Source organism: Tahibacter sp. (assembly GCF_035481375.1).
GTDB lineage: Bacteria > Pseudomonadota > Gammaproteobacteria > Xanthomonadales > Rhodanobacteraceae > Tahibacter.
Genome location: NZ_DATIGT010000196.1, coordinates 1 through 25,500, shown reverse-complemented (window position 1 = coordinate 25,500; position 25,500 = coordinate 1). Strand labels below are relative to the sequence as shown.

Sequence of the window (25,500 nt, the reverse complement as noted above, 5' to 3'; positions counted from 1 at the left end):
CCCGCCGCATCGCCGAACTCGTGGTGCAGCCGGGCCGCGACGGTCCGTGGCACGGCGCGTTCGAAACGCTGCGGCCGGCCGACCTCGCCGCCGCTACGTGACCGGGCTTGCTTCCCGTATCCGCGCCGACGTGGCATCATCCCGCGCCGCTACGGCCAGGGGACTTGAAAAGGACGCAAGACGCCCTTTCTCGGTGCCCATTGCAGGCGCCGCCTGTCCAGCCCGGCAGCATGTTCGGGCGATTTACCCAAAGAGCGCGCCAGGGAACTGATTTCGCTTCGGTTTCCGGTCCGGTCACAGCCAATTACGAAGGGCCAATGTCCAAAGACGACGTCATCGAGATGGAAGGCACGGTGCTCGAAACCCTGCCGAACACCATGTTCCGCGTGAAGCTGGAAAACGGCCACGTGGTGACCGCCCATATTTCGGGCCGCATGCGCAAGAACTACATCCGCATCCTGACCGGCGACAAGGTCAAGTGCGAGATGACCCCGTACGACCTGACCAAGGGTCGCATCACCTACCGCATGAAATAAGCGACGAGCGTTCCGCTCCTCGCTCCCGGCGCCGCCTCGCGCGGGCGCCTGACGCAAGAAGGCCCGGATCGCTCCGGGCCTTCTGCATTGCCGTCTGTATCAGCCCGCGGTCATTCGACGACCGCGGCGAGCTTCTCGTCGGATGCTTCGCAGCGCACGTCGAGCTTGTCGTCCCTGACCGTCAGGAACACGCGTCCGCCGTCTGCCAGCTTGCCGAACAGCAGTTCGTCGGCGAGCGCGCGCTTGACGTTGTCCTGGATCACGCGCGCCATCGGCCGTGCGCCCATCTGCGGATCGAAGCCATGCTCGGCGAGCCAGCGCCGCGCATCGAGGTCGACGTGCAGCGAGACGTGCTTTTCGTGCAGCTGCGTTTCGAGTTCGATGAGGAACTTGTCCACGACGCGCAGGATGTGTTCGAGATCGAGCGCGCCGAACTGCACGATCGCGTCGAGGCGGTTGCGGAACTCCGGCGAGAACTGGCGGCGGATCGCTTCCATCGCGTCGGTCGCGTGGTTCTGCGCGACGAAGCCAATCGTGCGCCGCGCGGCCTGAGTCGCGCCGGCGTTCGTCGTCATGACGACTATGACGTTCTTGAAGTTCGCCTCGCGGCCGTTCGTGTCGGTCAGCGCGCCGCGGTCCATGACCTGCAGCAGGATGTTGAACACGTCCGGATGCGCCTTCTCGATCTCGTCGAGCAGCAGCACGCAGTGCGGATGCTTGACGATCTGCTCGGTCAGCAGGCCGCCCTGGTCGAAGCCGACGTAGCCCGGAGGCGCACCGATCAGGCGCGACACCGAATGCGCTTCCATGTATTCGGACATGTCGAAGCGGATCAGCTCGATGCCGAGCTGCAGCGCGAGCTGGCGCGTGACTTCGGTCTTGCCGACGCCGGTCGGACCGGCGAGCAGGAAGCAGCCGATCGGCTTGGACGAATTGCCGAGTCCCGAGCGCGCCATCTTGATCGCGCCGGCGAGCGCGTCGATCGCCTGATCCTGGCCGAACACGACCATTTTCAGATTGCGGTCGAGATTGCGCAGCACGTCGCGGTCGGAAGCGGAAACCTGCTTCGGCGGAATCCGCGCCATGCGCGCGACGATGAATTCGATCTCGGGCACGTCGACGACGTTCTTGCGCTCGACCTCCGGCACGAGACGCTGGCGCGCGCCGGCTTCGTCGATGACGTCGATGGCCTTGTCCGGCAGCAGGCGGTCGGCGATGTGCTTGACCGACAGGTTCACCGCGGCCAGCAGCGCGTCGTTGGTGTATTCGACGTTGTGATGCTGCTCGAAGCGCGAGCGCAGGCCCTTGAGGATCTCGAACGAATCGGCGATCGACGGCTCGACGATGTCGATCTTCTGGAAACGGCGCGCGAGCGCGCGGTCCTTCTCGAAGATCGCGCGGTATTCCTGGAACGTCGTCGAACCGATGCAGCGGATCTCGCCCGAAGCGAGCATCGGCTTGATCAGGTTCGACGCGTCCATCGTGCCGCCCGAAGCGGAGCCGGCGCCGATGATGGTGTGGATCTCGTCGATGAACAGGATCGCGTGCGGCTCTTTCTTGAGCTGCGCGATCACGGCCTTGAGCCGCTTCTCGAAGTCGCCGCGATACTTCGTGCCGGCAACGAGCGCGCCGAGATCGAGCGCGTAGATCGTCGCTTCCTTCAGCACCTCGGGCACGTCGTTCTCGACGATGCGCTTGGCCAGCCCTTCGGCCAGCGCGGTCTTGCCGACGCCGGCTTCGCCGACATACAGCGGATTGTTCTTGCGCCGGCGGCACAGCACCTGGATCGTGCGCTCGACTTCCTCGGCGCGGCCGATCAGCGGATCGATCTTGCCCTGGCGCGCGAGATCGTTGAGGTTCGACGCGTATTCGTTGAGCGGATTGCCTTTGGGCTCGCCGCCCTCCTCGGCTTCGCGCTCGCCGCCGCCACCGGGCTGCTGCTGCGGCTCGTGGCCGATCTTGGCAATGCCGTGGGAAATGTAGTTGACCACATCGAGACGCGTGATTTCCTGCTGATTGAGGAAATACACGGCATGCGAATCCTTTTCGCCGAAGATCGCGACCAGCACGTTGGCGCCGGTGACTTCCTTGCGGCCCGAGGACTGCACGTGATAGACGGCGCGTTGCAGCACGCGCTGGAATCCGAGCGTCGGCTGCGTATCGCGTTCGTCGCTCGGCGGAAGCACGGGCACGGTCTCGGCGATGATCGCCTTGAGCTCCTTGCCGAGCTTGGCAATGTCCGCTCCGCAGGCGCGCAGCACGGCCGCGGCGGACGGGTTTTCGAGAAGAGCCAGCAGCAGGTGCTCCACGGTCATGAATTCGTGGCGCTGCTCGCGCGCATCCTTGTAGCACTGGCCGATGGTGAGTTCGAGGTCTTTGCTGAACATGCCTTACCCCTGTATCAGGATGCGCCGGAGATGGGGACCACTCAGGCTTTTTCCATGGTGCACAACAACGGATGGTGGTTGGAACGCGAGAACTCGTTGACCTGGGTTACCTTGGTTTCTGCCACTTCGCGCGTATACAGACCGCAAACGCCGCGTCCGCGCAAATGCACATTGAGCATCACCTCGTGCGCCCGCTCGTACGCAAAGCCGAAAAAGCTCTGCAGGATATGGACCACAAAGTCCATCGGCGTGTAATCGTCGTTCAGCAGTATCACCTGGTACATCGGCGGACGCGCGACTTCCGGCCGCGCTTCCTCGACCGCCAGGCCGTGTTCGTGATCGGTTTTGTGATCGGTGTTGCCTGACATCGGTTCCGTCGCCGTCTTTGCTGGGGGCCAGTATAGCGCCGCTAATGGTGGTGGCAGCGTGGTTTGCAAGGGCGGACAAAGACTTGGCGCGCGCTCGTGTAACATTCGGCGGATGACTCCGCAGACCCCGAATCCGGGCACCGAGGACGATCCCGTCTGGCGCCCCCGCGTTACCGTGGCAACGATAGTGCCGAGCGACGGCCGCTACCTGCTCGTCGAGGAAGACATCCGCGGCCGGCTGCTGCTGAACCAGCCCGCGGGCCATCTCGAACCCGGCGAGTCCCTTGTTGACGCGGCGCGTCGCGAAACGCGCGAGGAAACCGGCTGGGACGTGGAGCCGGACTGTCTCGTCAGCATCCACCAGTGGGTCAATCCCGAACTCGACCGGCATTTTCTGCGCTTCACGTTTGCGGCACGCGCGCTGCGGCATGACCCGCGGCAACCCCTCGACGCCGGCATCCGCGCCGCGGTCTGGATGAGCCGGTCCGAGATCGCCGACGCGACGCCGCGGCTGCGCAGCCCGCTGATCCTCGCCAGCATCGACGCCTGGCTCGGCGGAACGCGCCTGCCGCTGTCGTCGCTGCATTACCTGGCCCCGGGTCTGGAACGCGCATGACGTCCGGCCTCGTCATGGTCGGCGTGTCCGGCGGCGTGGACTCGTCGGTCGCCGCGCTGCTGCTCAAGCGCCGGGGGCGCGATGTCGCCGGCCTGTTCATGAAAAACTGGGAAGACGACGGGCGCCTCGGCGAATGCGATGCCGACCGCGACCGACTCGACGCGCTGCGTGTCTGCGCCGCACTCGACATGCCGTTTCACGCGCACAATTTCTCGGGTGAGTACTGGGATCAGGTGTTCACGCATTTCCTCGCCGAGTATCGCGCCGGACGCACGCCGAATCCGGACGTGCTGTGCAATCGCGAGATCAAGTTCCGCACCTTCCTCGACCAGGCGCGCGGACTCGGCGCATCGAAGATCGCGACCGGACACTACGCTCGCGTCGACGAAGCCGACGGCCGCTACCGGCTGCTGCGTGGCCGCGACGACAACAAGGATCAGAGCTACTTTCTCTACACGCTGGGCCAGGAGCAACTCGCCGCGACCGAGTTCCCGGTCGGCGACCTGCCGAAGCCGCAGGTACGCGAGCTCGCACGCGAAGCCGGTCTCGTCACGCACGCCAAGAAGGACTCGACCGGCATCTGTTTCATCGGCGAGCGCGACTTCCGGGCGTTTCTCGCCCGGTACATCCCGGCGCAGGCCGGCGACATCGTCACGCCCGAGGGCGAGGTCGTCGGGCGGCACCAGGGCGTCATGTACTACACGCTGGGCCAGCGGCAGGGTCTCGGCATCGGCGGACGGCGCGATACCGACGGCCAGCCCTGGTACGTCGTCGGCAAGGACCTGGAACACCGCCGGCTCATCGTTGCGCAGGGCAACGCCAATCAGTGGCTGGATTCGCGGCAGCTGCGCGCGAGCGAGGCGAGCTGGACCGCAGGCGCCCGCCCGCGCGGCGGTCTGCGCTGCACGGCGAAGACGCGCTATCGCCAAGCCGACCAGCACTGCACGCTGGATTTCTCGGGCGACGACCTCATGGTCGTCTTCGACGAACCGCAACGCGCCGTGACGCCGGGCCAATCCGTCGTCTTCTACTCGGGCGAGGAATGTCTGGGCGGCGCGGTCATTGCGGCGACGGATGCGCCGTACGGCGGACTGGCATCGCGGGCTCGCACTACAGGGACGACAGCATGAATGAAGCGCAAGTGATCGCCCTGGCCGGCGTATTCCAGTCCGCAGCGCTCGTGCGCGCGACGGCCACGACCGGAAGCCAGGATGCGGCCGCACTGGAAAGCAGCATTGCGAGCATCCTGCGCATCGACGTCGACGACGCGGCCGGTGCGTTCGGCGGCGTCGCGCGGCTGCGGCTCGGCTTCGAGACACTCGTGCAGCAGCTCGACCGCAATCCTGCCGATCTCGCGGTCAGCCAGATCGCGGTCACCGTACTGCGCGTCGAACGCAAACTGACCGGACGGCCATCCATGCTCGCGACGCTGCGCGAAGGTATAGAAGCCCTGCAGCGCCAGGTCGACCATCTCGGCCTGACCCATGCGAGTGTGCTCGCGCGCCTCTCGGAGCTGTATGCAAACACCCTGTCGAACCTGCGGCCGCGCGTCGTGGTGCAGGGCAACCCGCTCTATCTGCAGCAGCCCGCGCAGGTCGAACGCATCCGCGCGACCCTGCTCGCCGGCGTCCGCGCCGCGGTGCTCTGGCGCCAGCTCGGCGGCACGCAGTGGCAGCTCCTGTTCAAGCGCAGCCAGCTCGTGATGCTCGCGCGCGGCCTGTCGAGCCGCGCGCGTCTCGACGGCGGCTGAGCCAGACCCGGCATATGCCCTCCGGGAACAAGCGCGGCGGCAACAGGCCGACCAAAGTCGGCGCACCGCCGCTGCCGTGAAACGCCCGTTTCAGGCATAATGTGCCGCTTTTTTTTCGGGTAGCCGCCGCGCGGGTCACGGCGCGCCGCCGACTGCCCGCGCCCGCAACTTTGGTTCCAGCCGCTGCACGCCAGGAGAACGGAATGAAAGACTCTTTCTCGACCCGCACCTCGCTCGAGGTCAATGGTCAGCGATACACCATCGCGAGCCTCGCCAAGCTCGGCGAACGCTTCGACCTCAAGCGGCTGCCGTTCTCGATGAAGATCCTGCTCGAGAACCTGCTGCGCCACGAGGACGGCGTCAACGTCACGCAGAAAGAGATCGAAGCCGTCGCGAACTGGGAGGCGGCCAAGGAACCCGATACCGAAATCTCGTTCATGCCGGCGCGCGTCGTGCTGCAGGACTTCACCGGCGTGCCCTGCGTGGTGGACCTGGCCGCAATGCGCGACGCGGTCGTCCGCCTCGGCGGTGACGCGAGCCAGATCAATCCGCAGATCCCGTCCGAACTCGTCATCGACCACTCCGTCCAGGTCGACGTGTTCGGCAAGCCCGAGGCGCTCGATCTCAACGGCAAGATCGAATTCGGCCGCAATATCGAGCGCTATTCGTTCCTGCGCTGGGGCCAGAATGCGTTCGACAACTTCAAGGTCGTGCCGCCGAACACCGGCATCGTGCATCAGGTCAATCTCGAGAACCTCGCGCGCGTCGTCATGACCCGCAGCGCCGGCGGCGACAACTGGGCCTTCCCGGACACCGTCTTCGGCACCGACTCGCACACCACGATGATCAACGGCATCGGCGTGCTCGGCTGGGGCGTCGGCGGTATCGAAGCCGAAGCGGCGATGCTCGGCCAGCCGTCCTCGATGCTGATCCCGCAGGTCGTCGGCTTCAAGCTCAGCGGCAAGCTGCCCGAAGGCGCGACCGCGACCGACCTCGTCCTCACCGTCACGCAGATGCTGCGCAAGCACGGCGTGGTCGGCAAATTCGTCGAGTTCTACGGTGGCGGCCTCGACCATCTCGCGCTGGCCGATCGCGCGACGATCGCGAACATGGCGCCGGAATACGGCGCGACTTGCGGCATCTTCCCGATCGACGGCGAAGCGCTGAACTACCTGCGCCTGTCGGGGCGCGACGACGCGCTGATCAACCTTGTCGAGGCCTACGCGAAGGCGCAGGGCCTCTGGCGCGAAGCCGGCCAGGCCGACGCCGAATACAGCTCGACTCTGAGTCTCGATCTCGCCGACGTGAAGCCGTCGCTCGCGGGTCCGAAGCGCCCGCAGGACCGCGTGCTGCTCGAGAACGTCGCCGGCAACTACCGCGACGCGTTGACGCCGATGGCCGACGCGCGCGCGACCAAGACCAAGTCGGCGACGCCGGGTCAGGCGAAGATCGTCAAGGACGGCAACGAATACACGCTCAAGGACGGCGCCGTCGTCATTGCCGCCATCACCTCATGCACGAACACGTCGAATCCGGCCGTGATGCTCGGTGCCGGCCTGCTCGCGCGCAACGCCGTCGCCAGGGGCCTCAAGGTCGCGCCGTGGGTCAAGACCTCGCTCGGCCCGGGCTCGCTCGTCGTGACGGACTATCTCAAGAAGGCCGGCGTGCTCAAGGACATGGAGCAGCTCGGCTTTTATGTCGTCGGCTACGGCTGCACGACCTGCATCGGCAACTCCGGCCCGCTGCCGGAAGAAGTGTCGGCAGGCATCGCCGAGGGCGATCTCGTCGTGACCTCGGTGCTCTCGGGCAACCGCAACTTCGAAGGCCGCGTACACCCCGAGGTCAAGATGAACTACCTCGCGTCGCCGCCGCTCGTCGTCGCCTATGCGATCGCCGGCACCGTCGACGTCGACCTGTCGAAGGATCCGATCGGCCACGACGCATCCGGCGCAGCCGTGTTCCTGCGCGACATCTGGCCGAGCAACAAGGAAATCGGCGACGTCATCGCGGCGACCGTCGGGCCGGAAATGTTCAAGAAGAATTATGCGGACGTGTTCAAGGGCGACAGCCGCTGGAACCAGATCGCCTCGGCCGAGGGCGAGATCTATGCCTGGGACAATGCGTCGACCTACATCAAGAACCCGCCCTACTTCGACGGCATGACGATGAGCGTCGGCACGATCGAGGACATCCACGGCGCGCGCGTGCTCGGCCTGTTCGGCGACTCGATCACGACCGACCACATCTCGCCGGCGGGCGACATCAAGGCGACCTCGCCGGCCGGCGCGTTCCTGCAGGGCCGCGGCGTCGCGAAGATCGACTTCAACTCGTACGGCTCGCGTCGCGGCAACGACGACGTCATGGTGCGCGGCACGTTCGCGAACATCCGCATCAAGAACCTGATGCTCGGCGGCGAGGAAGGCGGCAACACGTATCACTATCCGGACGGTGCGAAGCTGTCGATCTACGACGCCGCGATGCGCTACAAGACCGAAGGCGTGCCGCTCGTCGTCATCGCCGGCAAGGAATACGGCACGGGCTCGTCGCGCGACTGGGCCGCCAAGGGCACGATGCTGCTCGGCGTCAAGGCCGTGATCGCCGAGAGCTTCGAGCGCATCCACCGCTCGAACCTCGTCGGCATGGGCGTGCTGCCGCTGCAGTTCAAGGACGGCGAGAACGCGCAGACGATCGGCCTCAAAGGCGACGAAGTGTTCGAGATCGCCGGCCTCAACGACGGCGAAGCGCGCGAGATCGAAGTGGTCGCAACCGGCCCGGCCGAGACCAAGCGCTTCTCGGTCAGGGTACTGCTGCTGACCCCGAAGGAAGTCGAATACTTCCGCCACGGCGGCATCCTGCCCTACGTGCTGCGCCAGCTCGCCTCGGCGCCGAAGGCGGCCTGACCGCCGGCGACGCCGCGTCCGCGGCGCCGCTCACGATTCCGACACGCGCCGCTTCTGCGGCGCGTGTCTTTTCCGGTCCGCGTCGGCCGCTCAGCGAATCCGCGTGTCCGTCGCGATCCAGTTGACTTCCCAGGTCTTGCCGTCGTCGGCAGAGTACGCCTGCTCGAAGCGCGCACCGTCGGACGTCACGTCGCTGATCACGAAGCGGACCCGGATCGGCCGGCCGTCGAGCGAGTCGATGCCGTGGAACTCGCCTCGGCCGTCGCGAAACCGACCGACGACGGGTGCCGTCAGCGCACCGTCGCGCAGGCTCGCGTAGTTCAGGCTCCACTGCCCCGTCGCAGGCTCGTACAGCCGCAGACTGACGCCGGCGATACGGCCAGACTCGCCCCGAATGTCGAGCTCGGCCACGTTCGCATGGCCGCCGAGCAGCGGACGCACGACCGTCGTGCCGCTGTAGGTGACCCAGGTCTGCGAACCCGACAGCGGCTTCGCGAGTCGCCGCACCTGCGTCTTCCACGAGCCGAACTCGAAATCGAAATCGCGCGGCGCGTCCTGCGCCGAAACGCCCGTGACGACGGTCAGTGCGAGGACGAGACCGCTGCAGCTGCGCAATAGTGAACGGGAATTCTTTTGCATCGGAACCTCGGCATTGCGCATGATGGGCCTCAGCATGGAAGGCCGCGATACGCATGCGCAAGAACGAACCTCGACGTAACCGCCCCCGTCCCGCCCGCGCGAACCCGCTCGCCGACTGCCCGTTGACGGCGGCATTCGCCGCGATCGGCGGCAAATGGAAACTCACGCTGCTCTACTGGCTCGCCCACGGCGAATCGCATTTTGCCGGATTGCGGCGTCGCGCGGCGCCGATCTCGGCGAAAGTGCTCGCCGAGCAGCTACGCGAACTCGAAGCCGACGGGCTCGTCACGCGCGACGAGACCGGACCGGTTCCGAATCCGGTGATCTATCGCCTTACCGGCTACGGTCAGGCACTCGCACCGCTCGTCGAGCAGATGCGACGCTGGGGCGAAGCGCATCTGCGCATGACCCGGGCCGACGGCGACGCCCCGACCGCGTGCGAGAAACCGCTGCAGCGGCCGCAAAGCTGAGCCCGGAACGCTGCCGCTCCGGCGCCGCGCCCGCGCCCGGATCGTCGCGCAGCTCAGCGCGTGCGCTTCTGCGATGCGCGCGTTTCTGCTTTCCACATGCGCTCGTCGTACAGAAATTCTTCCGTGCCGACGATCTTCAGCGCCTCGAACTGCGGCGACGACGCGCGCAGCAGCACGTTTCTCTCGCTCGATGACAACACGCTCGGCACGCTGAGCCCGAGCGCGTCGGAGTGCTTCGCCCAGTGATCGCCGAGCGCTCGCGCCGCGGTCGGATCGTCACTGCGCCAGTCGACGGGCTTCGTCGCGACGTCCTCGAAGGCGTCGACGCGCGCGCCCTCGGGAAGCTCGATGCAGAGTTTCACGTGGGGAATCGTGCGGAATTCGAGCGCGAGATGGACGAACTTCTCGAGCAGCGCGAGCGATTCGGTCGACGCGGTATAGAGAATCGCCGTGCCGGCGGAATGCCAGCGCCCGGGCCAGGCCTTGGCGCCTTCGACCGACAGCGGGGAACGCAGGAATTCCTTGCGGATGATGCGCCAGACGATCACGGCACGATGCCGTGGTAGATCTGTTCGAGCAGCAGGATCACGGCCTCGGTGCCGGCGGCATTGTCGATGAGATCGAGCGGTACGCGTCCGTTCAGTCCGGGCTGCGGCCGCGCCATCCATGAACGGACGTTGTCGTCGCTACCGAGCACGCGCTGGGCGACGCCAAGCACGCCGATGATGCGGTACAGCGCGTCGGCTTCGGCGCCGGTCAGGTCGGTCTTGTCCTTGAAGCGCCGCTCCAGCGTCGACGGGCTGACGCGCAGCAGTCGCGCGAGCCGCTCGCGCGCGATGCCGAGGTTGGCCGCTGCGGCATCGGCGACGGAAAGCGCCAGTCCCTTGCGCAGCAGCGCATCGAACTGCAAGGCGGTAGCCGGCACGCGAAACCGCGAACTGCCGCGGTTGGACTGCAGGAACCGCGAGACGTCTTCGGCGGTCGCGCTCATCGGATTCTCCAAATGACAGTGAATCGCCTGTCAGATGGGGAATATACGCGCCGAATCCAGCCCGCGCCACGGCGATGGCGATTCGCTGCCCGCGCTGATCAGGGCTCCTGCCAGGTCGCGCTGAGGCAGCGCCACTCCCCGTCGACGAGTTTCCAGCCGGTTTCGACCTGATAGACCGCACCGCGTTCGGGCAGCAGCTCGCCCGAGCCGCCCGTCAGCGTCACGCTCATGCGCGCGGTCGCGCGCGGCGGCTGCATCGTGATCTCGACCGGCCCCACGACAACGCCTATCGCTTCGTTGCGCAGGAACTGCCCGCGCAGCAGGTTGTGCAGCGCGGCGCGATCGAAGCCGCCGTCGCGGCCGACGAAGTCGTCGGCGACATAGGCCATGAAATCGCGCGGATTGCGCGCCTCGACGGCCGCTTCCATCGCCGCGACGGCGTCGCGGATGCGTTGTTCGTCCGGCGTGCGGCTGCACGCCGCCAACGCGGACATTGCACAGAATGCGAGCAATCGAAGTATCGGTCGCATGGGAAATCCGTGGCTGGACGCAGCACGGATTGGCGCATAGTCCGTCTCTCGCTGCAATGCGGCTTGCCGCTATTTCCGGGCCTGTGCTCCAATCGGGCGGAATCCGCCGCAGTACAGCGGCAATGTCGCCACCCAGCCAGAGGCTTTCCCGACGATGAGTACCCAACGACCCTGGCTCGCGAACTATCCGTCCGGCGTTCCGGCCGAGATCGATCTTTCCGAGTTCTCGTCGGTCGTCGCCGTGCTCGAAACCGCCTGCGAGCGTTTCCGCCACCGGCCGGCGTTCTCGAACATGGGCAAGGTGCTCAGCTACGACGACGTCGATCGTCTGAGCCGCCAGTTCGCCGCGTTCCTGACCGGCGACCTGGGACTCAAGCGCGGCGACCGCGTCGCGCTGATGATGCCGAACGTGCTGCAGTACCCGATCGCGATCTTCGGCGTGCTGCGCGCCGGCATGACCGTGGTCAACACGAACCCGATGTACACGCCGCGCGAACTCAAGCACCAGCTCGTCGATTCGGGCGCGTCGGCCATCGTCGTCCTGGACAATTTCGCCGCGACGGTCGCCGAAGTCATCGCGGACACGCCGGTGAAGCATGTCGTCACGACCGCGCTCGGCGACCTTCTGAGCTTCCCGAAGTCGCTGATCACGAATCTCGTCGTCAAATACGTCAAGAAGCTCGTGCCGCCGTTCCGTCTCGACGGCCAGATCCGCTTCAACGACGCGCTCGCGCGCGGAACGCGGCAGACGTTCCGCCGTGCGGAACTCACGCACGACGACATCGCATTCCTGCAGTACACCGGCGGCACGACCGGCGTCGCCAAGGGCGCGATGCTGACCCACGGCAACCTCGTCGCGAACATGCAGCAGGCGTCGAGCTGGATCGGCGTCAACGCGAAGCTCGGCGAGGAAGTCATCATCACCGCGCTGCCGCTGTACCACATCTTCGCGTTGACGGCGAACGGCCTCGTCTTCATGAAGTTCGGCGGACTCAACTACCTGATCACGAATCCGCGCGACATGCCGGGCTTCGTCAAGGAACTGAGCCGCGTACCGTTCACCGCAATGACCGGCGTCAACACGCTGTTCAACGGCCTGCTGAATACGCCGGGCTTCGATCAGGTCGACTTCTCCAAGCTGCATCTGACGCTCGGCGGCGGCATGGCCGTGCAGCGCGCGGTCGCCGAACGCTGGAAAAAAGTGACCGGCGTGACGCTCGTGGAGGCCTACGGCCTGACCGAGACGTCGCCGGCGGCCTGCATGAATCCGCTCGATTTGCCCGAATACAACGGCTCGATCGGCCTGCCGATCTCCTCGACCGAAGTGACGATCCAGGACGACAACGGCAACGTGCTGCCGATCGGCGACGTCGGCGAACTCTGCGTGCGCGGCCCTCAGGTCATGAAAGGCTACTGGAACCGTCCCGAGGAAACCGCGAAGGTGCTGACCGAAGGCGGCTGGCTGCACACGGGCGACATTGCACGCATGGATGAAAAAGGCTACGTGTATATCGTCGACCGCAAGAAGGACATGATTCTCGTCTCCGGCTTCAACGTCTACCCGAACGAGATCGAGGATGTCGTCGCGACGCATCCGGGCGTACTCGAAGTCGCCGCGATCGGCGTGCCGGACGACAAATCGGGCGAGGCGGTCAAGATCGTCGTCGTTCGCAAGGATCCGAAGCTCAGCGCCGATGATCTGCGCCAGCACTGCAAGACCAATCTGACCGGCTATAAGCTGCCGCGCCACATCGAATTCCGCGACTCGCTGCCAAAGAGCAACGTCGGCAAGATCCTGCGCCGCGAACTGCGCGACGCGCCGAAGACCGCGGCCTGAGGCCTCGATACGAACCACAACGAAAAAGCCCGCCGATCGGCGGGCTTTTTCGTTTCAGGGGGGGAGGCGCGGCGTCAGTTGCGGTAGGACTCGATCGAATCGGCGTAGCCGCCGAGCAGATTCCAGAGCGGCTCTTCCTTGTTCTCGGGAATGCGCGCATAGGCGAAGCCGACGCTGTCGGGCGTGACGCGTGCGACCGTGGCCTCGAGGTGGATGTTGAGTTCATCGCCGATCATCATGTCGAGCACGAACATGTCGCCGGCCTTGCCGGTGAAGTCTTCCGGGCGGCGCACGAGCACGCCGGTCGCCGAAATGTCTTCGAGTTCGCTCGACCAGGCGTCGCCGCCATGCATCATCAGCACGGCCGAACGTATTTTCATGCGGGCGGGACGCATGCCCGCGCGCGTCTTGCGATCATTCATGCTGAGCATCCTGCAACCCCCTGTGGGCCCGCACTCTTTTAGCGAAGCGTATAGCCAAAATCAAACAAGTGCATATCACGAATCGTGCCAGCGCACGGCGTACGTCGCGCCGCTTACCCGTCCTCGGAGGTATCACGGCGCGATTTCAGCACGACTCCGCGCACGAGGCTGCCTTGCCCGAAGCGTCGGTTGATCTGGTCGGCGAGCGTGTCCTTGCCTGGCGTTGGTGCGAACAGCCCGGTCTGCACCTCCGGCGCGAACTGGCTCATGCCGATACCGAGCAGGCGCAGGCTCGGATTCGCCTCGACATCCCACCAGCGGCGCAGCAGCGTCCGCCCGGCGTCGAGCAACTCGGCCGTCGAATCGGTGGGCTGCGCCAGGCTGAGCTGGCGCGTATGCGTTTCGAACGGCGGCTTGCGCAGCTTGACGGTGACGGTGCGTCCACGCAGCTCGTGCGCGCGGAGCCGCTCGCCGACGCGCTCGCCAAGCCGCGCGAGCCACGCGAGCGCCTGATCCAAAGTCGTCAGGTCGGTGACAAAAGTCGTCTCGGCACTGACGGATTTTTCCGCCGCGTCGGCGTCGACGGCGCGCTCGTCGAGTCCCCGCGCCAGCCTCTGCCAATGCTCGGCCTGGTTGCCGCAGACCTGGCGCAGGCGGCGCGGTTCCGCAAAGCGCAGCTCGCCGACCGTGCGGATGCCGATCCGGTGCAGCGTCGCCTCGGCGACCTTGCCGACGGTCCAAAGCCGGCCGACCGGCAGCGGATCGAGCACGGCGTGGACCTGCTCGGGCCGTATCCGCAGAAAGCCGTCAGGCTTGGACAGCTCGCTCGCGAGCTTGGCCAGCAGCTTGTTGTGCGCCATGCCGACCGACGCCACGAGGCCGGTGCGGCTGAATATTTCCTGCTTGAGATAGCGTCCGATCGGTTCGATGTCGCCGCCGAACAGCCGCAGACTGCGCGTCACGTCGAGGAAGGCCTCGTCGAGCGAAAGCCCTTCGATCTCGGGAGTCACTTCGCCGAACACCGCGAACACCTCGGCCGACATTTCGCGGTAGCGGCTCATGCGCACCGGCACGAACAATGCGTCGGGACAGAGCTTCTTCGCGGTCAGCGTCGGCATGGCCGAGCGCACGCCGAAGCGGCGCGCCTCGTAGCTCGCCGTCGATACGACGCTGCGCGGGCCGAGTTCGCCGACGACGAGCGGAAGGCCGCGCCACTGCGGGTGGTCGAGCGCTTCCACGGCCGCGTAGAACGCGTCCATGTCGACGTGGATGATGGCGCGCGAGGAGGACATGACCTGCATAGTGTGTCGCGCTTGACGAATTTCGTCGCGGTCCGCAGGCTCTCGCGGATGACCCTGCGCATTCACATCCATCCGGAAAACCCGCAGCCGCGGCTGATCGCCCAGGCCGTCGCCGTGCTCGACCGCGGCGGGCTCATCGCGTACCCGACGGATTCGGGCTATGCGCTGGGCTGGCGACTGAATGCGCAGCCCGCGCAGGAACGCGTCGTGCGTCTGCGAAAGCTGGACAGCAGGCACAACTTCACTTTAATCTGTCGCCACTTGAGTGAGGTCGGCGCCTACGCCCGCATGCATGACGCGGCGTTCCGGCTGGTCCGATCCCTGACTCCCGGCCCCTACACTTTCCTACTTCCTGCGGCTGCCGACGTACCCCGGCACCTGAAGCAGGCCAAGAAGCGTTCCGTAGGCGTCCGCATACCGGACCATCGCGTCGCACTCGCGCTGGTCGAAGCATCGGGCGAGCCGCTGTCGAGCTCCAGCCTGATACTGCCGGACGAGGACATGGCAGGCTGGGAAGTCGACGACCTGTACGACCATGTAAGTTCCGCCGTCGACCTGTTCGTCGACAGCGGTTTCTGCGGCAACGAACCGACGACCGTGATCGACCTCGTGGACGACACGCCGCGGCTCGTACGCCAGGGCAAGGGCGAAGTGCCGTTCGCCTGAGCTTCACGGAATCGGCCCCCAGGGCCCGCATGCCGCGGTGAGCGCGGCGAACAGCGTAGAGACCAGCGTCCGCTAGATGAGCACCGAGCCTGTCGAGCAACTCGCGCCCAGCGAGGGCCAAGGCATTTTCACGCCCGTACCGCAGCAGCAGGAAATGCCGCTCGCCGTCGTGAAAGGCCAGCCCGTGCTGCAGATGCCGCAGGATCTGTACATCCCGCCGGATGCGCTCGAGGTCATTCTCGAAGCGTTCGAGGGACCGCTGGACCTTCTGCTTTACCTGATCCGCCGCCAGAACCTCGACATCCTGGACATACCGGTCGCCGAAATCACGCGCCAGTACGTCGACTACATCGAGCTCATGCACAACCTGAAGCTCGAACTCGCGGCCGACTACCTCGTCATGGCCGCGATCCTCGCCGAGATCAAATCGCGCCTGCTGCTGCCGCGCCCGCCGGACGCCGAGGGCGACGAGGAAGACCCGCGCGCCGAACTCGTGCGCCGCCTGCAGGAATACGAACGCTTCAAGAAGGCCGCCGCCGACATCGAGGCGATGCCGCGGCTCGAACGCGACATCTCGCTGGCATCGGCCTTCGTTCCGGACCGCAGCGTCGTGCGCCTGCCGCCGCCGGTCGAGCTCAAGGAACTGCTGCTCGCGCTCAAGGACGTGCTGCGCCGCGCCGACCTGACCGGGAACCATGCGATCCAGCGCGAGGCGCTGTCGGTGCGGCATCGCATGAGCGACGTGCTCGGCCGCCTCGGCGACGGCGAGTTCCACAGCTTCGAAAGTCTGTTCAATCCGGAGGAAGGCCGGCGCGGCGTCGTCGTGACCTTTCTTGCGATGCTCGAACTCGCCAAGGAAACCCTGATCGAGATCGTGCAGAACGATGTGCCCGGCCCGATCTACATCAAGGCGCTCGTCGTCGACGGCGAGACGCCGACACTCGCGCCCGACGGCGACGAGAACGCCGACGTCCTGGAAGCTTCCTGATGGATCCGCAACTGCTCAAGCGCGTGATCGAAGCGGTGCTGCTCGCGGCCGCCCAGCCGCTGTCGGTCGCCCAGCTCGCCGCGCTGTTCACCGAAGAGGAAAACGTCGACAACGGACAGCTGCTCGCCGCGCTGCAGCTGCTCGCCGACGAATGCGCCGAACGCGGCATCGAGCTCAAGGAAGTCGCCTCCGGCTATCGCTACCAGATCCGCGAGGACGTGCATCCCTGGGTCACGCGTCTGTGGACCGAACGCCAGACCAAGTACTCGCGCGCGCTGCTCGAGACGCTCGCGCTGATCGCGTACCGCCAGCCGATCACGCGCGCGGAGATCGAACAGATCCGCGGCGTCGCCGTGTCGTCGTCGATCATCAAGACGCTCGAGGAACGCGAATGGATCCGCGTCGTCGGCTATCGCGACGTGCCGGGCCGGCCCGCGCTGTTCGGCACGTCGCGGAGCTTCCTCGACTATTTCAACCTGAAGTCGCTCGACGAACTGCCGCCGCTCGCCGAGATCCGCGACCTCGACGACTACGATCCGCAGCTGGATCTCGCGCCCGTCATACCGCCTTCGCTCGAATTGCCGCCCGAGGACGACGAGTCGGCGTCCGCGGACATCGTCGCCGTCACCGACACCGAAGCCGGTATCCAGGCCGAAGCGGGCGCCGTCACGACCGCCGAAGCGACGCCTCCCGCCGCCGAAGCGGCCGCCTCCCCGGCCGTTGACGACGGCACGCCGGTCGACGACGACCTCATTGACGAGTCTGTCGCGACGGCCGAAGCCGCCCTGCCCGACGGCGATACGATCGACGACGGTTCCGCCGCCGAAGAAATCGCCGGCGAGGATTTCGACGACACCGACCGCTGGCTCGACCCCACGGACACGGATGACAGCGTCGTCCATGCCGATCCGGCCACTCCCGATATTTCCCCGGACGACGACGCCGTCGATCCGAACGACACCACGACGTCCGACGACGTTCCGGAGCACACCGCATGACCGCTGCACCCCGCCGCACACTCACCCTCAAACGCTCGCAGCCGGACGAAAACGCGCCGGTCGTCGAGGAACGGCTGCACAAGGTTCTCGCGAATGCGGGCCTGGGCTCGCGCCGCTTGCTCGAGCAGCGTATCCAGAACGGCGAGATCTCGGTCAACGGAACGCCGGCGACGATCGGTCTCAGCGTCAAGAGCGGCGATCGCATCGAAGTCGACGGCAAGCTGTTCGTCGTGATCCGCGACGATGCCGAGCAGGCGCAGGTGCTCGTCTATCACAAGCCCGAGGGGGTGGTGACTACGCGCGAAGATCCTGAAGGCCGTCCGACCGTGTTCGAACAGCTGCCGCGCCTCAAGGGCCAGCGCTGGATCGCCGTCGGCCGCCTGGACATCAACACGACCGGCCTGCTGCTGCTGACGACCGACGGCAATCTCGCCAACGCGCTGATGCATCCGTCGAGCGAGATCGAACGCGAATACATCTGCCGCGTGCACGGCGAAGTACCCGACGAGGTGCTCGAGCGCCTCAAGGCCGGCATCGAACTCGACGACGGTCCGGCGCATTTCGACGACATCGGCGTGATCAGCCGCAGCGGCAGTCACTCGTGGTTCCGCGTGGTTATCAAGGAAGGCCGCAATCGCGAAGTGCGCCGCCTCTGGGATGCCGCCGGCTTTCTCGTGAGCCGCCTCAAGCGCGTGCGCTACGGCACTGTGGAGTTGCCGCGGCCGCTCAAGCGCGGTCACTCGCAGGAACTCGACGCGGAAGACACGAAGGCGCTGCGCGAGCTCTGCGGCGCAACGCAGAACGAGCCGACGCTGACCTTGCAGCCGGTCATCCACCAGCGTCGCGCGACGCAGAGTGCCGTCACCGAATATCGGCCCGCGCCGCGCGGCAGCGGCCAGCAGGCGTGGATCGGTGCCGATCGCGCCGAGGCGCGCGAACTCACGCGCTTCGATCGCATCCGCGACGACGGGCCGGGCCGCCCGGGTCGTGGCGCTCCGCGCGGTCCCAAACGCTTCGGCGGCGGCGGTCCGCGCGGCAACGCGCCGGGTCGCGGCCCACGCACGATCGAGGGCAATACCGACAAGCCGCAGCGTCGCTCTCCGCCGCGGCGCGGCGCGGCGCCGGGCCAGGAAGTCGTGATGCCGCGAACCTGGTCTGCCGGTGACGAATTCGGCCGCGGCGCGAACCGCGGCAGCGGGCGTCCCGGCGGACAGCGCGGCCCCGGTCCCGGCAGCCGCGGCCCGCGCGGCGAAGGCGGCGGCCCGCGCAGCGAGGGTGGCGGACGTCCCTGGAACAACGACAACCGCGGCAATCGCAGCAGCGATCGCAATGATGATGCACGTGGCAACCGCGCATCGCTGCCGTATGGCCATCCAGGCGGTGCCGATTCGGGCAATCGCGCGGAGCCGAACGGCAATCGCGGCACGTACGGCGACCGCTCAGGCAACCGCGGCAACTACGGTGATCGCAGCCCATCTCCGTACGGTGAACGCAATACACGCGGCCCCGGTGGACCGCGTCCGGCCGGCGGACGTCCCGGTGGCGCGCGCGCCGGCGGTGCTCCGGGCGCGGGGCGTCCTGGCGGTGGACGACCCGGCGGCGCTCCCGGTGCGGGACGCCCCGGCGGTGGACGCCCTGGCGGACGCCCGGGCGGCGGCGCGGGCGCGGGACGCCCCGGCGGTGGCGGACGTCCCGGCGGTGGCAACCGTGGCGGCGGCCCGCGCAGCGGCAATCGCTGAGCCGCGACAAAAAAACCCCGCCAGTGGCGGGGTTTTTTCATTACCGCGGAAGTCGCCGGAGATCAGTCGAGCTTCAGCGACTTCTTCGTGCGCTCGCGACGGCCCGATTCCTTGGCCTGGTATTCGCTTTCGCAGCCGTTGCGCTCGACCATCACGCAATCGAGGTATTCGCTGATCTCGACGAGCGCCGCGCGGATCGCCTTGCCGGCCGGCGTGTTTTTCTCGGACGCGAGATTGCCGCCGAAACCGCCGCGGTAGACGCCGACCGCCACGCCGCCGCCGGAGGCGCGGCCTTCGATCGTGCGCGAAAACTCGATGTCGCCCGTGCTCGTGTTGACGACGCGGACGTCGACGGCGAGATAGGCATCGCTCTTCTTGCCGCCCAGCGAAATGCCCTTGAAGCTGATGCCGCCGCCCGTCGACGCCGTGTTTTCTTCATAGGCCGTCACCGTGCCCATGACGAGATAGTCGGCACCGGTGACCTTGCCCATCTTCGCGCCCGTGCCGGAACGCACGCGGCCCGAAGCGGCGAGGTTCTGCTCCTCGAGCACCTTGTCGAGCTTGGCACGCTCGACGATCGTGAAGTTGCCGCTGGAGCCCAGTTCGTTCGACAACATGCCGGACAGTTCCCAGCCCACGCCGCCGCGCCACCAACCCGCGCCGGATTCGTTCTTGAACTCGGCCACGCCGATCGCGATCTTGCCGGCGGCCAGCACCGGGCTTGCCGCGAATGCGCCGGTGAGCGCCAGCGCTACACCCAGAACCCACTGTTTCATTGCCCTGCTCCTCGAAAATATCGGAAAACTACGGCTGCCCCCTGCCACCTTGCGGCGCCCCGGCACATGCCCGGTTTCCGCGCAAGCAGGTAAAACCTTCGCGTTCGCTGGACGAACGGCACCATTCTAGTGTCCTGTCCCCTGCCGCCGCCATCGGAGAATTCCGACGAATTTCCATCTCGGCGGCCGGCTACGCGACACTTCGGCGGTGCCGCTGCCGCCACCGGCGGCGTCCACGCGCAGCAACCCTGAACGCGTCGCGGCGGCGAATCCGAACAGCATCCGCCCGCCGACTCTGAATACGCGGTTTGGCGGCGAAACGCGTCATGCGCCGGTACAGCACGCCGGCCGGTGCTCGTCGCACGACGCCAGGCAACCCCGAAAAACTTTTCCACTGTTTTACAATGAATCACGCCGCCCGCGACTGAACTTCCGCCGCCGCGAGGGGTCGACCCGGCATTAACCGCGCTGCAACTTGCGCTTAACGCCGCATGCACATGCGAACCGTATCCTCGGCGCTCCGCCAGACCCCGCGCCAGCACCAGGAGATTCACTATGCGCACTTTGCGCACTTTGGAAACACGCGTCCTCGGCTATGCGATCGAACGCGTCGACGAACGCGACCACCTCGGCACCGTCCGCGCGAGCTGGTACGAAGTACTCAGCCCGGAACTCGGCAACGTCATCGGCAGCTGCGCCGGACGCGCCGAGGCCGAACGCATCGTGATCCGCCGGGAACTCGAACAGGCGCGCCGCGCACTGCCGCTGAACGCGTCGGTGAAAGCCGCCTGAGACGACGCGGCGCGCGCGCTGCCGGCTTGCCGCCGGGGCGACGGAACGGCACAGTGTCGCCTCCGTACGCCGTTCCGCGCGCATGACCGACTGCACCGTCTACTACAACCCCGACTGTTCCAAATGCCGTGCGCTGCTCGCGTTGCTCGAGGAGCGCGCGGTCGACGCGCGTCTCGTCGACTATCGCCGGACGCCGCCGTCGGCCGCAGATCTCGCAAACCTCGTCGCGCTGCTCGGCGCGCAGGCCGGCGACCTGCTGCGCCGCGACGATCCGGCCTACGCGACGCTCGGCATCGAATCCCGTGTGCCCGACGCCGGCGACATCGTCGGCGCGCTGGTTCGCCATCCGCAGCTGATGCAGCGTCCGGTCGTCGTCCGCGGCGCGCGCGCGCTGATCGCGCGTCCGCCCGAACGCGCGCTCGAACTGTTCTGACGCCATGGACAAGCTCCAGGCGATGCAATTGTTCGTCCGCGTCGTCGACGCCGGCAGCTATACGGCGGCGGCCGACCAGATGGAGATTTCCCGCGCGCTCGCGAGCAAGCTCGTTCAGTCGCTGGAAGAGCAGCTCGGCGTACGCCTGCTGCACCGCACCACGCGCAAGCTGAGCCTGACCGAAGCCGGCGAACGCTATTACCAGCGCGTCAGCGAGATCCTCGGCAGTCTCAACGAAGCCGAAGCCGCGGCGTCGGAGCTGCAGGCCGAACCGCGCGGCCGCCTGCGCGTATCGGCGCCGATGTCGTTCGCGATCCATCATCTCGGGGCGGTCGCTGCGGAGTTCCAGCAGCGCCATCCTCGCATCGAACTCGAACTCAACCTCAACGACCGCCAGGTCGACCTCGTCGAAGAAGGTTTCGACATGGCCGTGCGCATCGCGCGGCTGGCGGACTCCAGCCTCGTCGCGCGGCGGATCGCGCCGTGCCGCCTGTTGCTGGTCGCGAGTCCGGAGTATCTCGAACGCGCCGGGCCGCCGCAGCATCCGCAGGATCTGGCTTCACTGAACTTCCTGAGCTATACGCTGGCCGCGCGGCGCGACGAGATCGTTCTCGTCAATGGCACGGAACGCCATACCGTCAATCTCAACGGCAATCTGCGCGTGAACAACGGCGACGTGATCGCATCGGCGGCCGTCGCGGGCCTCGGCATCTGCATCTCGCCGACCTTCCTGATCTGGCAGCGCCTGCGGCGCGGCGAACTCGTACCGGTGCTGCCGCACTGGCAGATTCCCGACATCGCCGTCCATGCGGTCTATCCGGCCGGCCGCACGCTGCCGGCCAAGACGCGCAGCTTCATCGACTTCCTCGTCGAACGCTTCGGCCCCGAGCCCTACTGGGACGAGCCGGCCTGACGAGCACTCGCGCGTCGTACCCGCGCGGTGGCGTCGCGCACGATTTCGGCGAGGCATAGCACGTCTCACATTCGCCGGTCCCTGTACGGAAGTAACTGTTGCTGGCGACAGCTCTTCGCCTATAGTCGGCGACGACCCATCCGCAATGGAACGTTCGGTGCGTCTACCTGACGCGCCGACGGAGAGGTCTGACCGATGCGAGCGCCGTCGCCATCGCATCGGCACCACCCGTTCTGCCGTTGGGGGACGGCCGCGACAGTGACGTCGCGCCGAACGGGAAGCACCGTACTGCATTGTTCGCTGCTCATCTCGGGGAAATACCATCATGCGCAAACCGCTGTATCTCGCTCTCGTTGCGTTGCTGGGCGGCGCGACCGCCCAGGCTGCCGATACCGTCCGCGTCCGCCTCGACGGCTCGTCGACGGCAGCCGTCGAGTCGCTCGCCATCCGTCCGTTGAACCGCGTGTCGTACGGCACCTTCCAGGTGCTGGAACTCTCTGCCGCCGATGCGCAGAAGCTCGTCGCGAGCACGCCGACCGCGACGATCCTCACCGACGCCGGCCGCATCCGCTTCAATCAGGTCGACTTCGATCCGCTCGTGCAGCCGGCGCGCATCGGCAACGGCGTGTTCCCGACCACGACGGCCGGCGAAGGCCTGCATCTGGTGCAATTCGACGCGCCGATCAAGCAGGCCTGGCGCGACGAACTCGAACGCCGCGGACTGCGCGTGCTGCAGTACTACCCGGGCGAAGCCTTCCTCGTCTGGGGCGCGATGGACACCGTCGCCGAAACGATCGCGCTGCCGCACGTGCGCTGGCAGGGCGGATTCCTGGCCGACTACAAGATCAATCCGGACCTCGCCCACCGCAGCGGCCGGATCACCAACGTCGATGTACATTTCTATAACAATGGCGACGTCGCCGGCGTCGTCGGCGCGCTCGAGAAGCTCGGCGCCACGGTGCTGACCCACGCACCCGCCCAGCCGGACAAAGCGTTCTTCGACGCGTGGATACAGGTCGACGCCGACAAGCTCGGCGAGATCGCGCGCCTGCCGCAGGTCGTCGCGGTCGCCTACGCGCATCCGAAGATCGAATTCGAAGACGAAATGTCGTCGCAGATCATTGCCGGAAACTACGACGGCGCCGGCCAGCCGCAGCTCGGCTACGCGCCGTGGCTCACGGGCTTCGGCTTCAACGGCAACGGCGTGACCTGGGCGGTCGTCGACTCGGGCGTCGATCTCGGACATCCCGATCTTTCGCCGCGCATCGTCGGCGGCTTCAGCTATCCGGGCTGCGCCGCCGCGAACGGCGACGACGACGCGAGCGGCGGCCACGGCACGCACGTCGCCGGCATCATCGCCGGCATGGCGATCGGCGACGGCGCGGGCGCGACGGTCGACGAGGACGACGCCAGCGGCTTCAAGTACGGCCAGGGTCTCGCGACCGGCGCGTCGATCTATCCGGTCTGCGCCCTGTCGGGCGCCTGGCCGCCGGCCGGCGGCTGGCAGAGCCTGTCTAAGACCTCGCTCGGCGGCAACGCGATCGGCATGAATGCGAGCTGGACGTCGGGTGAGGGCGCCGCCCACGGCTATCAGGCCAGCGAGCGCACGTTCGACATGATGATCCGCGACGGCGACTTCGATACGGCCGGCAACCAGCCGTTCATCATTTCGTTCTCGGCCGGCAACAGCGGCCCGGGCGCGAGCACGCTGACCGCACCGAAGGAAGCCAAGAATCCGATCTCGACCGCTTCGTCGCTGAATGCGCGCGCCGGTTCGATCGGCGGCCTTTCCGGCTTCTCCAGCCGCGGTCCCGCGGTGGATGGCCGCGTGCTGCCGACGATCGCAGCACCCGGCGACACCATCGCGTCGACGCGTCGACGCGCCGGCGCCTCACAGTGTCAGACCGGAATCGCCGGCACGGGCGGCTATTACTCCAACTGCAGCGGCACCAGCATGGCCGCGCCGCACGTGTCCGGCACACTGGCCATTCTTGCGCAGTGGTGGCGCACGAATCACGCCGGCGCAACGTTCAGCCCCGCGATGGGCAAGGCGCTGCTGATCAACGGCGCGCTCGACATGGCGACGGCCGACGTGCCGAACAACAACGAAGGCTGGGGCCGCATCCATCTGCCGCGTTCGACCGGCGGCGTCGTGCCGCGTCATACCGTCGACCAGAGCGTGGTGCTCGACAACGCGGGTGACGTGCACACCGTGACGGCGGGCATCGCCGATCCGACCAAGCCGGTCCGCATCACGCTGGCCTACACCGACGCACCGGGCGCGGTCGGCGCCAATCCGGCGCTGGTCAACAACCTCGACCTCGAAGTCGTCAACGGCGCGAACACCTACAAGGGCAACGTGATGACGGCCGGCGTCTCGACGACCGGCGGCACGGCCGACGCGAGGAACATTGCGGAAAACGTGTTCCTGCCGACCGGCGCCAGCGGTGCGGTCACGGTGACGGTGCGCGCTACCGCCCTGCCCGGCGACGGCGTGCCCGGCACCGGCGATGCGACCGACCAGGACTTCGCGCTGGTCTGCGACAACTGCGCGCTGACGCCGAACTACTCGCTGACCGCGACGCCGAGTTCGCAGGAGATCTGCGCACCGGCCACCGCGACGTACAACGTCAACATCGGCTCGATCCTCGGCTACACGACGCCGGTCACGCTGACGACGAGCAACGTGCCCTCGGGTGCGAGCGTCAACGTCGTGCCGACCAGCGTGACGCCCGCAGGGACGGCGACCGCCACGCTGACGCCGGGCTCGCTCGCGGCCGGCAGCTACGCGTTCAACCTCGACGCGAATTCGGCCAGCGGCACGCAGACCGCCTTGCTCAGCCTCGAGCTCGCCACGGCGATTCCCGCCGTGCCGGCGCTGACGTCGCCGGCGGACAACGCGGTCGGTGTCGCCTTCGCGCCGACCCTGAGCTGGAGCGCCTCGGCGCAGACCAAGAACTACACCGTCGAAGTCGCAACGGACACGGCATTCACCAACATCGTGTTCACGCAGAGCGTAGCCGGCACGACGAGCAGCACGACGGTCACGCCGGCGCTGAACTCGAGCACGCGCTATTACTGGCGCGTGCGCAGCGGCAACATCTGCGGCACGAGCAGCAACTCGCCGGTGTTCACGTTCAAGACCCAGCCGGCCCTCGGCGACTGCGACGAGACGCAGGTCGTCAACACCGTGTTCACCGATGACATCGAAGGTGCAACGACCGGCTGGACGACGACGGGCAGCACCGGCGCGTCGACCTGGGCCGTCAGCACGGCACGTCCGTTCTCGCCGACGAAGTCCTGGCTCGCCACGGACATCACCACGGCTTCGGATCAGCGCCTGATCTCGCCGGCCGTTGTCCTGCCGTCCAGCGAGAACCCGCTGACCATGACCTTCCAGAACGACGTCAACATGGAAGAACGTAGCGCCGGCGGTTGCTGGGATGGC

The 25,500-nt window shown here is 66.9% G+C and carries 23 protein-coding genes and 1 pseudogene; 15 read left to right on the top strand and 9 right to left on the bottom strand.

Annotation, left to right across the window (positions count from 1 at the left end; translation table 11 throughout):
* Positions 1–317 precede the first annotated feature (317 nt).
* Positions 318–536: a translation initiation factor IF-1 gene (gene infA / locus VLF18_RS12450; protein WP_133820089.1), complete on the top strand. Its 219-nt coding sequence runs from the start codon at positions 318–320 to the stop codon at positions 534–536.
* Positions 537–646: 110 nt separating this feature from the next.
* On the opposite strand, the gene clpA is transcribed toward infA, so the two are convergent.
* Complete coding sequence (gene clpA, locus VLF18_RS12445) at positions 647–2,923, bottom strand: ATP-dependent Clp protease ATP-binding subunit ClpA (protein WP_325279948.1); 2,277 nt, start codon at positions 2,921–2,923, stop codon at positions 647–649.
* Between the two features lie 41 nt (positions 2,924–2,964).
* The gene (clpS, locus tag VLF18_RS12440; RefSeq protein ID WP_325279947.1) at positions 2,965–3,291 is read right to left on the bottom strand and encodes an ATP-dependent Clp protease adapter ClpS; all 327 of its coding nucleotides are present in this window, start codon (positions 3,289–3,291) and stop codon (positions 2,965–2,967) included.
* A 112-nt stretch (positions 3,292–3,403) separates the two neighbouring features.
* Here clpS and VLF18_RS12435 point away from each other — a divergent pair, with 112 nt between their 5' ends.
* The 4 genes and pseudogenes from VLF18_RS12435 to acnA all read left to right on the top strand — a co-directional run.
* A complete protein-coding gene (locus VLF18_RS12435; RefSeq protein WP_325279946.1) occupies positions 3,404–3,907 on the top strand; it encodes an NUDIX hydrolase in 504 nt (167 codons plus the stop codon).
* Positions 3,904–5,037 (top strand): tRNA 2-thiouridine(34) synthase MnmA, encoded by a 1,134-nt coding sequence (gene mnmA, locus VLF18_RS12430; RefSeq protein WP_325279945.1) that lies wholly within the window; start codon positions 3,904–3,906, stop codon positions 5,035–5,037. The genes VLF18_RS12435 and mnmA overlap by 4 nt, the downstream gene beginning before the upstream one ends.
* The gene (gene hflD, locus VLF18_RS12425; protein ID WP_325279944.1) at positions 5,034–5,657 is read left to right on the top strand and encodes a high frequency lysogenization protein HflD; all 624 of its coding nucleotides are present in this window, start codon (positions 5,034–5,036) and stop codon (positions 5,655–5,657) included. Before mnmA ends, hflD begins: the two co-directional genes overlap by 4 nt.
* 203 nt (positions 5,658–5,860) lie before the next feature.
* A pseudogene (gene acnA, locus VLF18_RS12420) lies at positions 5,861–8,479 on the top strand (aconitate hydratase AcnA); the annotation flags it as partial.
* Between the two features lie 168 nt (positions 8,480–8,647).
* Here acnA and VLF18_RS12415 read toward each other — a convergent pair.
* Positions 8,648–9,196: a hypothetical protein gene (locus VLF18_RS12415; protein ID WP_325279942.1), complete on the bottom strand. Its 549-nt coding sequence runs from the start codon at positions 9,194–9,196 to the stop codon at positions 8,648–8,650.
* A 122-nt stretch (positions 9,197–9,318) separates the two neighbouring features.
* On the opposite strand from VLF18_RS12415, the gene VLF18_RS12410 reads away from it, so the two are divergent.
* Complete coding sequence (locus VLF18_RS12410; RefSeq protein WP_325279941.1) at positions 9,319–9,666, top strand: helix-turn-helix domain-containing protein; 348 nt, start codon at positions 9,319–9,321, stop codon at positions 9,664–9,666.
* 53 nt (positions 9,667–9,719) lie between these two features.
* Here the strand turns inward: VLF18_RS12410 and VLF18_RS12405 are convergent, their stop codons facing one another.
* The 3 genes from VLF18_RS12405 to VLF18_RS12395 all read right to left on the bottom strand — a co-directional run bounded on the left by VLF18_RS12405 (position 9,720) and on the right by VLF18_RS12395 (position 11,187).
* Positions 9,720–10,214, bottom strand: a complete 495-nt coding sequence (locus tag VLF18_RS12405; RefSeq protein WP_325279940.1) for an RES family NAD+ phosphorylase — start codon at positions 10,212–10,214, stop codon at positions 9,720–9,722.
* Positions 10,211–10,657, bottom strand: coding sequence for a type II toxin-antitoxin system Xre/ParS family antitoxin (gene parS, locus VLF18_RS12400; RefSeq protein ID WP_325279939.1), 447 nt, complete (start codon positions 10,655–10,657; stop codon positions 10,211–10,213). The genes VLF18_RS12405 and parS overlap by 4 nt, the downstream gene beginning before the upstream one ends.
* A 98-nt stretch (positions 10,658–10,755) precedes the next feature.
* Positions 10,756–11,187, bottom strand: coding sequence for a nuclear transport factor 2 family protein (locus VLF18_RS12395; protein WP_325279938.1), 432 nt, complete (start codon positions 11,185–11,187; stop codon positions 10,756–10,758).
* Positions 11,188–11,341: 154 nt separating this feature from the next.
* On the opposite strand from VLF18_RS12395, the gene VLF18_RS12390 reads away from it, so the two are divergent.
* Positions 11,342–13,024: a long-chain-fatty-acid--CoA ligase gene (locus tag VLF18_RS12390; RefSeq protein ID WP_325279937.1), complete on the top strand. Its 1,683-nt coding sequence runs from the start codon at positions 11,342–11,344 to the stop codon at positions 13,022–13,024.
* A gap of 74 nt (positions 13,025–13,098) precedes the next feature.
* Here the strand turns inward: VLF18_RS12390 and VLF18_RS12385 are convergent, their stop codons facing one another.
* The gene (locus VLF18_RS12385) at positions 13,099–13,446 is read right to left on the bottom strand and encodes a PilZ domain-containing protein (RefSeq protein ID WP_325279936.1); all 348 of its coding nucleotides are present in this window, start codon (positions 13,444–13,446) and stop codon (positions 13,099–13,101) included.
* 113 nt (positions 13,447–13,559) lie between these two features.
* On the bottom strand, positions 13,560–14,738 hold the full coding sequence (gene dinB / locus VLF18_RS12380; protein WP_325279935.1) for a DNA polymerase IV: 1,179 nt from the start codon (positions 14,736–14,738) through the stop codon (positions 13,560–13,562).
* Positions 14,739–14,795: 57 nt separating this feature from the next.
* Between dinB and VLF18_RS12375 the strand changes: the two genes are divergently transcribed.
* The 4 genes from VLF18_RS12375 (at position 14,796) to rluB (ending at position 19,138) form a co-directional block, all read left to right on the top strand.
* A complete protein-coding gene (locus VLF18_RS12375) occupies positions 14,796–15,413 on the top strand; it encodes an L-threonylcarbamoyladenylate synthase (protein ID WP_325279934.1) in 618 nt (205 codons plus the stop codon).
* Positions 15,414–15,489: 76 nt separating this feature from the next.
* Entirely contained in the window at positions 15,490–16,401 is a 912-nt protein-coding gene (locus VLF18_RS12370; RefSeq protein WP_325279933.1) for a ScpA family protein, read from the top strand.
* Positions 16,401–17,399 (top strand): SMC-Scp complex subunit ScpB, encoded by a 999-nt coding sequence (gene scpB, locus VLF18_RS12365; protein WP_325279932.1) that lies wholly within the window; start codon positions 16,401–16,403, stop codon positions 17,397–17,399. The genes VLF18_RS12370 and scpB overlap by 1 nt, the downstream gene beginning before the upstream one ends.
* A complete protein-coding gene (rluB, locus tag VLF18_RS12360) occupies positions 17,396–19,138 on the top strand; it encodes a 23S rRNA pseudouridine(2605) synthase RluB (protein WP_325279931.1) in 1,743 nt (580 codons plus the stop codon). The genes scpB and rluB overlap by 4 nt, the downstream gene beginning before the upstream one ends.
* A gap of 62 nt (positions 19,139–19,200) precedes the next feature.
* Here the strand turns inward: rluB and VLF18_RS12355 are convergent, their stop codons facing one another.
* On the bottom strand, positions 19,201–19,914 hold the full coding sequence (locus VLF18_RS12355) for a CsgG/HfaB family protein (RefSeq protein ID WP_325279930.1): 714 nt from the start codon (positions 19,912–19,914) through the stop codon (positions 19,201–19,203).
* A 555-nt stretch (positions 19,915–20,469) separates the two neighbouring features.
* Here VLF18_RS12355 and VLF18_RS12350 point away from each other — a divergent pair.
* From VLF18_RS12350 to VLF18_RS12335, 4 genes are all read left to right on the top strand, one after another.
* Positions 20,470–20,706, top strand: a complete 237-nt coding sequence (locus tag VLF18_RS12350; protein WP_325279929.1) for a hypothetical protein — start codon at positions 20,470–20,472, stop codon at positions 20,704–20,706.
* Positions 20,707–20,788: 82 nt separating this feature from the next.
* Positions 20,789–21,139, top strand: coding sequence for an arsenate reductase family protein (locus VLF18_RS12345; protein ID WP_325279928.1), 351 nt, complete (start codon positions 20,789–20,791; stop codon positions 21,137–21,139).
* Positions 21,140–21,143: 4 nt separating this feature from the next.
* A complete protein-coding gene (locus VLF18_RS12340) occupies positions 21,144–22,052 on the top strand; it encodes a LysR family transcriptional regulator (protein WP_325279927.1) in 909 nt (302 codons plus the stop codon).
* A gap of 325 nt (positions 22,053–22,377) precedes the next feature.
* On the top strand, positions 22,378–25,500 hold a 3,123-nt coding region (locus VLF18_RS12335), incomplete at its 3' end, for a S8 family serine peptidase (protein ID WP_325279926.1).

Bases quoted from the DNA above. Each gene is read 5' to 3' on its own strand.
- infA (WP_133820089.1), top strand. From the start codon at position 318: ATGTCCAAAGACGACGTCATCGAGATGGAAGGCACGGTGCTCGAAACC.
- clpA (WP_325279948.1), bottom strand. From the start codon at position 2,923: ATGTTCAGCAAAGACCTCGAACTCACCATCGGCCAGTGCTACAAGGAT.
- clpS (WP_325279947.1), bottom strand. From the start codon at position 3,291: ATGTCAGGCAACACCGATCACAAAACCGATCACGAACACGGCCTGGCG.
- VLF18_RS12435 (WP_325279946.1), top strand. From the start codon at position 3,404: ATGACTCCGCAGACCCCGAATCCGGGCACCGAGGACGATCCCGTCTGG.
- mnmA (WP_325279945.1), top strand. From the start codon at position 3,904: ATGACGTCCGGCCTCGTCATGGTCGGCGTGTCCGGCGGCGTGGACTCG.
- hflD (WP_325279944.1), top strand. From the start codon at position 5,034: ATGAATGAAGCGCAAGTGATCGCCCTGGCCGGCGTATTCCAGTCCGCA.
- VLF18_RS12415 (WP_325279942.1), bottom strand. From the start codon at position 9,196: ATGCAAAAGAATTCCCGTTCACTATTGCGCAGCTGCAGCGGTCTCGTC.
- parS (WP_325279939.1), bottom strand. From the start codon at position 10,657: ATGAGCGCGACCGCCGAAGACGTCTCGCGGTTCCTGCAGTCCAACCGC.
- VLF18_RS12395 (WP_325279938.1), bottom strand. From the start codon at position 11,187: ATGCGACCGATACTTCGATTGCTCGCATTCTGTGCAATGTCCGCGTTG.
- VLF18_RS12390 (WP_325279937.1), top strand. From the start codon at position 11,342: ATGAGTACCCAACGACCCTGGCTCGCGAACTATCCGTCCGGCGTTCCG.
- VLF18_RS12385 (WP_325279936.1), bottom strand. From the start codon at position 13,446: ATGAATGATCGCAAGACGCGCGCGGGCATGCGTCCCGCCCGCATGAAA.
- dinB (WP_325279935.1), bottom strand. From the start codon at position 14,738: ATGTCCTCCTCGCGCGCCATCATCCACGTCGACATGGACGCGTTCTAC.
- VLF18_RS12375 (WP_325279934.1), top strand. From the start codon at position 14,796: ATGACCCTGCGCATTCACATCCATCCGGAAAACCCGCAGCCGCGGCTG.
- VLF18_RS12370 (WP_325279933.1), top strand. From the start codon at position 15,490: ATGAGCACCGAGCCTGTCGAGCAACTCGCGCCCAGCGAGGGCCAAGGC.
- scpB (WP_325279932.1), top strand. From the start codon at position 16,401: ATGGATCCGCAACTGCTCAAGCGCGTGATCGAAGCGGTGCTGCTCGCG.
- rluB (WP_325279931.1), top strand. From the start codon at position 17,396: ATGACCGCTGCACCCCGCCGCACACTCACCCTCAAACGCTCGCAGCCG.
- VLF18_RS12355 (WP_325279930.1), bottom strand. From the start codon at position 19,914: ATGAAACAGTGGGTTCTGGGTGTAGCGCTGGCGCTCACCGGCGCATTC.
- VLF18_RS12350 (WP_325279929.1), top strand. From the start codon at position 20,470: ATGCGCACTTTGCGCACTTTGGAAACACGCGTCCTCGGCTATGCGATC.
- VLF18_RS12345 (WP_325279928.1), top strand. From the start codon at position 20,789: ATGACCGACTGCACCGTCTACTACAACCCCGACTGTTCCAAATGCCGT.
- VLF18_RS12340 (WP_325279927.1), top strand. From the start codon at position 21,144: ATGGACAAGCTCCAGGCGATGCAATTGTTCGTCCGCGTCGTCGACGCC.